The 6753-nt window shown below is 63.0% G+C and carries 6 protein-coding genes; all 6 read right to left on the reverse strand.

Annotated features, from left to right (window positions below):
* The coding region (hflC, locus tag ACO550_RS34260; protein WP_485995099.1) for a protease modulator HflC at positions 1-873 on the reverse strand (873 nt) is incomplete at its 3' end.
* 11 nt (positions 874-884) lie between these two features.
* Positions 885-2222: an FtsH protease activity modulator HflK gene (gene hflK, locus ACO550_RS34265; RefSeq protein WP_315596617.1), complete on the reverse strand. Its 1338-nt coding sequence runs from the start codon at positions 2220-2222 to the stop codon at positions 885-887.
* Positions 2223-2340: 118 nt separating this feature from the next.
* Positions 2341-3609 carry a GTPase HflX gene (hflX, locus tag ACO550_RS34270; protein ID WP_315596618.1) on the reverse strand — a complete coding sequence of 423 codons (1269 nt, stop codon included), beginning with the start codon at positions 3607-3609 and terminating at the stop codon, positions 2341-2343.
* Between the two features lie 271 nt (positions 3610-3880).
* A complete protein-coding gene (hfq, locus tag ACO550_RS34275; protein ID WP_238263859.1) occupies positions 3881-4120 on the reverse strand; it encodes an RNA chaperone Hfq in 240 nt (79 codons plus the stop codon).
* A 210-nt stretch (positions 4121-4330) separates the two neighbouring features.
* Positions 4331-5674, reverse strand: coding sequence for a ribosome biogenesis GTPase Der (gene der / locus ACO550_RS34280; protein ID WP_315596619.1), 1344 nt, complete (start codon positions 5672-5674; stop codon positions 4331-4333).
* A 222-nt stretch (positions 5675-5896) separates the two neighbouring features.
* On the reverse strand, positions 5897-6753 hold an 857-nt coding region (gene bamB, locus ACO550_RS34285), incomplete at its 5' end, for an outer membrane protein assembly factor BamB (RefSeq protein ID WP_485995100.1).

The following is a 6753-nucleotide window of genomic DNA, read 5'->3' on the forward strand; positions in this document are numbered from 1 at the left end:
GGTGTTGCCACCAGCCGAACGCATATAGCGGAAGAAGTCCGAGTTCGGCTCGAGCACCATCACGTTGCCCTTGTCGCGGAACGTGTTGCGATAGGCTTCCATGCTGCGCCAGAACTGCGCGAAGCTCGGATCCTTGCCGAAGGAATCGGCATAGATCTGCGAAGCCTTGGCATCGCCCTCGCCCTTCACCACCTGCGCGTCGCGGTACGCTTCAGCCAGCACCACTTCACGCTGACGATCGGCATCAGCACGAATCTTCTCACCTTCGGCGGCACCGGTCGAACGCAGTTCGTTGGCCACGCGCTTGCGCTCGGCTTCCATGCGGCGGTAGACCGACTCGCTGATCGCCGGCAGCAGGTCCACGCGCTTCAGGCGCACATCGAGAATCTCGACACCCACGGACTGCGCGTACTCGGCCATGCCGGAACGGATGTTCTGCATGACCTTCTCGCGCTCGCCGGCCACCACGTCGGTGACGGTGCGCTTGCCGAACTCCTCACGCGCCACGGCATCGATACGCTGCGTCATACGGTCCTGCGCGCCGCGCACGTTGCCGCCGAAGGCCACGAAGAACTTGCGCGGATCGGTAATGCGCCATTTCACGAACCAGTCCACCACCATCGACTTCTTCTCGGCGGTCAGGAAACGCTCACTGGCTGCCACGTCGATCGTCTGCAGGCGACGGTCCATGAAGACCACGTTCTGCAGCGGTGGCGGCAACTTGAAATGCAGACCCGGCTCGCGCACCACCTGCTTGATCTCGCCGAAAGCGAAGACCACTGCGTACTGGCGCTGATCCACTACGAACAGCATCGACGAAGCAACGGCCAGCAGGATAAACAGGCCAATGGCAAAGGAAATCAGTCGGTTCATGACGGCTCTCCTTAGCGAACGTCGCGATCGCGGTTGCGCATCGACTCACGTGACCGGATGTCCGGTGTGGTCGAATCGGGCGCGGGCGGTGCGTTCGTGCCCGGCGTCGCCGTGGGCGCGCTGGACGATTGCACCTGCGACATCAGCTTGTCCAGCGGCAGATACAGCAGGTTGTTGCCCGCCTTGGCGTCGACAAGGATCTTGTTCGAATTGCTGTAGATCTGCTGCATGGTCTCCAGATAGATACGGTCGCGCGTAACCTGCGGCGCCTTCGCGTATTCGGCTTGCACCGAACGGAAGCGGGACGCGTCACCCTCGGCCTGTGCAACCACGCGGGCGCGGTACGCTTCGGACTCTTCCTTCAGACGCGCAGCGGTACCCTTGGCGCGCGGCAGGATGTCATTGGCATAGGCCTGCCCTTCGCTGATCGCGCGTTCGCGATCCTGGCTGGCCTTGTTCACGTCGTCGAACGCGGCCTGGACCTGCTCGGGCGGCTGCACGCTCTGCACGTTCACGGAAATCACGCGGATACCGGTCTTGTAGGCGGTCAGGATCGACTGGATCGATTTGGCCAGGCCTTGCGCAATCTGCTCGCGGTTTTCGTACAGCACGGAATCCATGCGGTTGCGGCCCACGATTTCGCGCACGGACGTTTCGGCCGCCTGCGTCACCAGTTCTTCATCGCCACCACGATCGGTCTTGTTGAAGAACAAAAACTCACTGGCGTCCTGGATGTCGTACTGCACCGTGAAGCGGACGTCGATGATGTTCTCGTCCTGCGTCAGCATCGACGAGTCCTTCAGGTTGCTGTCCTTGATCGACGTGGCACGGCCAACTTCCACCGAGCGCACCGCCGACAGGTTCACCACTTCGGCCGACTGGATCGGCCACGGCGCGCGCCAGTTGATACCGGGGCCCGTGGTGTACTTGAACTTGCCGAACTGCAGGATCACGGCGGTCTGGCCTTCCTGCACCATGAAGAAGCCGCTGGCCAGCCAGATGGCGATGACGGCCCCGACGATCAAGCCGATGCCGACATTCGAACCCTTGCCCGACGGACGCGAGCCATTGCCGAAGCCCTGCCCGCCGCCACCGTTGTCCTTGCGGCCCAGCAGGCCGCTCAGGCGGCGATTGAAATCACGCCAGAGTTCGTCGAGATCGGGCGGACCGTCTTGCGGACGCTGGTTCTGCTGGCGACTCTTGTCCTTGTCTTCATCATCCTGTCCGTTCCGACCCCAGCGAGGATCGTTCAACGAGAAGATGGCGCGCAGGCGCGGCCAGCGTGCAGCGCGCGCGGTGCGGCTGCCGGGCACGAAGTGCGAGTCAGGATTCCGAGGGAACAGGGGCATGTAGAGCACGGGTCCGGGAAAGTTTGGAACAGGGGGATTCTAGCAGCCATCTTGATCACTTTTGCTCAAATTCCCCCAATCAGGCGGCGATTATCAGCCGATTCTCAGTCAACGACGGTCAGTGCGGGGCGTTGATTCCCCGATCCGGGTCACTTTCGAGTCCATCGCCAGCGTCTTCATCGAGGTCACCGGCTTCCTGGTCGTCCTCACTGGCAGCCAGGGGAATACCTTCAAGCCGGGGATCCGACGGGAGGGGGTCGCCGGGCCGTTCGGCCAGCCAGCGCGCCACGTCGACCAGCGCCTCGCGCAATCCGTCGAGGCCCAGGCCATCGCGCGCGGAAAGAAACACGCGCGTCGGCACGCCCTCTTCGTTGCGTTCGATGCGTGGACCGTGCTCGAGCAATTCGGGGGCCGCGTCGATCTTGTTCATGACCACGATCTGCGGAATATCCGAGGCGTTGATTTCCGCCAGCACGCGGTTCACCTGCTCGATCTGCTCATGGCGCACCGGGCTCGATGCATCCACCACGTGCAGCAGCAGGTCCGCATGCACCGTTTCGTCGAGCGTGGCACGGAACGCCGCCACCAGTTGCGTCGGCAGGTCACGGATGAAGCCAACGGTGTCGGACAGCACCACATTGCCCAGCCCGTCAAGAAACAGGCGCCGCGATGTGGTGTCGAGGGTCGCGAACAACTGGTCCGCGGCATAGGCGCGGGCCTTGGTCAGCGCGTTGAACAGCGTCGACTTGCCCGCGTTGGTATAACCGACCAGCGAAATGCTAAGCGTGTCGTTGCGCGCGCGGGCACGGCGCTGCGTATGGTGCTGGCGCTGCAGCCGGGCCAGATCGGTCTTGAGTCGCTTGGCGCGATCATCGAGCATCCGGCGATCGAGTTCGAGCTGTCGCTCACCCGGGCCACCGCGCATGCCGATACCGCCCTTCTGACGCTCAAGGTGGCTCCAGGCGCGAACCAGCCGCGACGCCTGGTATTGCACCTGCGCCAGTTCCACCTGCACCTTGCCCACGTGGCTTTGCGCACGCTGGCCGAAGATGTCGAGGATCAGGCCGGTGCGGTCGATCACATGGCGGCTCAGGAAGCGTTCGAGGTTACGTTGCTGGGCCGGGCTCAACGCATGGTTGAACACGACCACGTCGGCGTCCAGCGCGTCCGCCGCCTGCTTGAGCTCTTCCGCCTTGCCCGATCCGATGAACAGCGCCGGATCGGGGCGCGAACGCTTGCCGGTCAGCGTGTGCACCGGCACCGAGCCTGCCGTGCTGGTCAGCAGCGCCAGCTCGGAAAGGCTTTCCTGGAAATCATGCTTGCCGAAATCCACGCCAACGAGAATGGCGCGCGAAGGTTCGGTCTGTGAGGTAGCTCTGGATTGCAAGCGGGAAGACGCGGAGCGCCGGAGAAAAATGGTTGAAAGCGGTTGTTAAGACAATAACTGAGCGAACTGCGACAACCTGCCACACCTGGATGCCACCAGGCTCAGGGTCGGACGAGGGTTCGATCGGGAGATGGTTGCGCGGCGCGCAGCCCGACAACAACGATTCGGACGGCTCGGGCAGTTCAGGCGGTTTGGCCTGCTGGACGGCAGCACCAGGGACATGCAATGCGACGGCCGCATGCGGATGCGGCCGTCCACGTACGAGGAAGAATCAGCCCTCGGTGGAATCATCCACACGGAAGTTGACCGCGCGCGCGGGCACGACGGTGGAAATCGCATGCTTGTAGACCATCTGCGTCACGGTATTGCGCAGCAGGACGACGTACTGGTCAAACGACTCGATATTGCCTTGCAGCTTGATGCCATTGACGAGATAGATGGAAACCGGCACGTGCTCTTTGCGCAGCGCGTTCAGGAACGGGTCTTGTAGCAATTGCCCTTTGTTGCTCATGGCACACTCCAAATTTATAGATTTAGTGATGGATCATGGGGACGAAAGTCCCCGGTTCAAGTCAGTCGGCGCAAAAACGCGCCAGAAAAAAGATCAAAACGGTACCAGGCTGGCATCAACGAGCAGGGCTCCCCCTGCTACCGTGAATTTAGCCGCAGTTCCAAACGAACGCAAACGAAACTTGGGCGCAAGGAACGGCACCTTTCTGGCTCAATCCTTCGAGTCCGCAAACGGGTTTTTGTTCGTGCGGAATTCGATGCGCAACGGCGTGCCCTTGAGCTTGAACGCCGTACGGAAGCGGTTTTCCAGGTAGCGCTTGTACGAATCGGTCACGTTCTGCAGGCCATTGCCGTGAATGATGACGATCGGCGGATTCGACCCACCCTGGTGCGCATAGCGCAGCTTGGGGCGCGACACACCGGAACGCTTGGGTTGCTGGAATTCCACCGCCTCATTGAGCACGCGCGTCAGCTGCGGTGTCGGCAGCTTGACCATGGCGGCCGCATAGGCGTCGTCCACCGAGCGCAGCAATGCACCAATGCCGGTACGCGCGAGTGCCGAGACATAGTGGACATTCGCAAAACTCAGGAACTGCAGCTTGCGCTCCAGATCGTGCTTGATGCGATCACGTGCGTGACCGTCGAGGCCATCCCACTTGTTCACGCCCACTACCAGTGCACGGCCCGATTCCACGATAAAGCCGGCGATATGCGCATCCTGCTCGGAGATGTCCTGCTGCGCATCGAGCAGTAGCACCACCACGTTGGCATCGGCGATGGACTGCAGCGTCTTGACCACCGAGAACTTCTCGATGGCCTCGAACACCTTGCCGCGCTTGCGCAGGCCGGCCGTGTCGATCAGCGTGTACGGCTTGCCGCCACGCTCGAACTCCACATAGATGGCATCGCGCGTGGTGCCGGGCATGTCGAACGCAATGACGCGCTCCTCGCCAATCAGCGTATTGACCAGCGTGGACTTGCCCACGTTGGGTCGCCCCACGATGGCGATCTTGACCCCGCGCTGGGCACCGTCGTCCTGCTCGGCCAGTTCCGGACGTTCCTGAATGGCCAGGTCGAGCGCCTCGTCGACCAGTTCATTGACGCCGTCACCGTGGGTCGACGAGATCGCGCACGGATCGCCCATGCCCAACTCGTAGAAATCCGCTGCCACCGAGGTGTACTTCATGCCCTCGGCCTTGTTCACGGCCAGCAGGACTCGACGACCGGTCTTGCGCAGGTAGTCGGCAATCACGCGATCCTGCGGCGCCAGGCCCAGACGGCCATCGACCAGGAAGATCACGACATCGGCTTCCACCACGGCCTGGCGCGTCTGCTTGGCCATCTCGGCAACGATGCCGTCCTTGGCCACGGGCTCGAAACCGCCCGTATCGATCACGATGAACGGACGCTCGCCGATACGCCCCTCACCATAGTGGCGGTCGCGCGTCAGACCCGGCAGGTCGGCGACGAGCGCGTCGCGCGAGCGGGTCATGCGATTGAATAGCGTCGACTTGCCCACATTGGGGCGGCCGACGATTGCGATAACTGGTTTCATTCAATAAACGGAAACAGGGGGCGGCTTGCACCGTCCCCCAGCAATTCCGGAGTCATGTTGATCCGACAACCACCGTGCCCGGGCACGGCTGGCCGCTTTTCCTGTCTAGCGGATGCGTGGCACCTGCCCCGATCCGCTATTGTTGGCACGACCAGGGATCATGCTACCGGATTGGCGCCGCCCGCGCGACAGGGGCACGGGCGGGCTTGCGTGCGCTGGCGATCAGTTCGGCACGAAACCGTAGATATCGCCGTCGCGGGTCTGCACCACCAGCGTCTGGCCCGCCATCACCGGTGCCGCGCTGATCGCGCTGCCATCGGTCTTCATGCGTGCCAGGACCTGGCCATCTTCCCGCGACAGGAAGTGCACAAACCCTTCAAAATCACCCACGGCCACCGAGCGGCCCACCGCTACCGGTGCGCCCAGGGCGCGATAGCGCAGGTCCGTGTTCTTCCAGCGTTCGTTGCCGTTCTGGCGATCGAACGAGAATACGGCCGACGTTTCATCGCTGGCAAACAGCGAACTGTCGTCCTGCGCCAGCCCCATCGGCGACGAGAAATCCTTGCCCCACTGCGGCTGGCCATTGGCCAGTTCCAGGCACGCGATGCGGCCCTGGAACGTCGTGGCGCACACCTGGCGACCCAGCACCGCCGGGACACCCGTCACATCGTTCAGGCGCTCGATCTCGGACACGCCCTTCGGATACGACACCGTGCTTTCCCAGCGCAGTACGCCGTTGCCCGGTGCCAGCACGCCAAGCTTGCCGCCCGGGAAGCCAGTCACGATGCCGTCGCCGGCAAATACCATCCCCATGGCCGCACGCAGGTTCAGCGGCGTTTGCGAGCGCTGGTAGATCCAGCGGCGGTCGCCGGTGCCGGCATCGAGGCCGATCAGGCGCGTGTCGGTGGTACGCACCACCACGAGGCCGTTGCCGACCAGCGGGGCCGACAGCACCTCGCCGTTGACCTGCTTTTTCCAGATCTGCTTGCCGCTCTTGTCGAACGCATAAATCGCGCCCTTCTCGCCCGCCACGGCCGTCACATCGCCGTCAGTACCGGGGCCCGAGGTCAGGTCGAGAT

Source organism: Cupriavidus sp. (assembly GCF_057315035.1).

Excerpts from the sequence above, each read along its gene's own strand:
- hfq (WP_238263859.1), bottom strand. The coding sequence starts at position 4,120 with ATGAGCAACAAAGGGCAATTGCTACAAGACCCGTTCCTGAACGCGCTG.
- der (WP_315596619.1), bottom strand. The coding sequence starts at position 5,674 with ATGAAACCAGTTATCGCAATCGTCGGCCGCCCCAATGTGGGCAAGTCG.
- hflK (WP_315596617.1), bottom strand. The coding sequence starts at position 2,222 with ATGCCCCTGTTCCCTCGGAATCCTGACTCGCACTTCGTGCCCGGCAGC.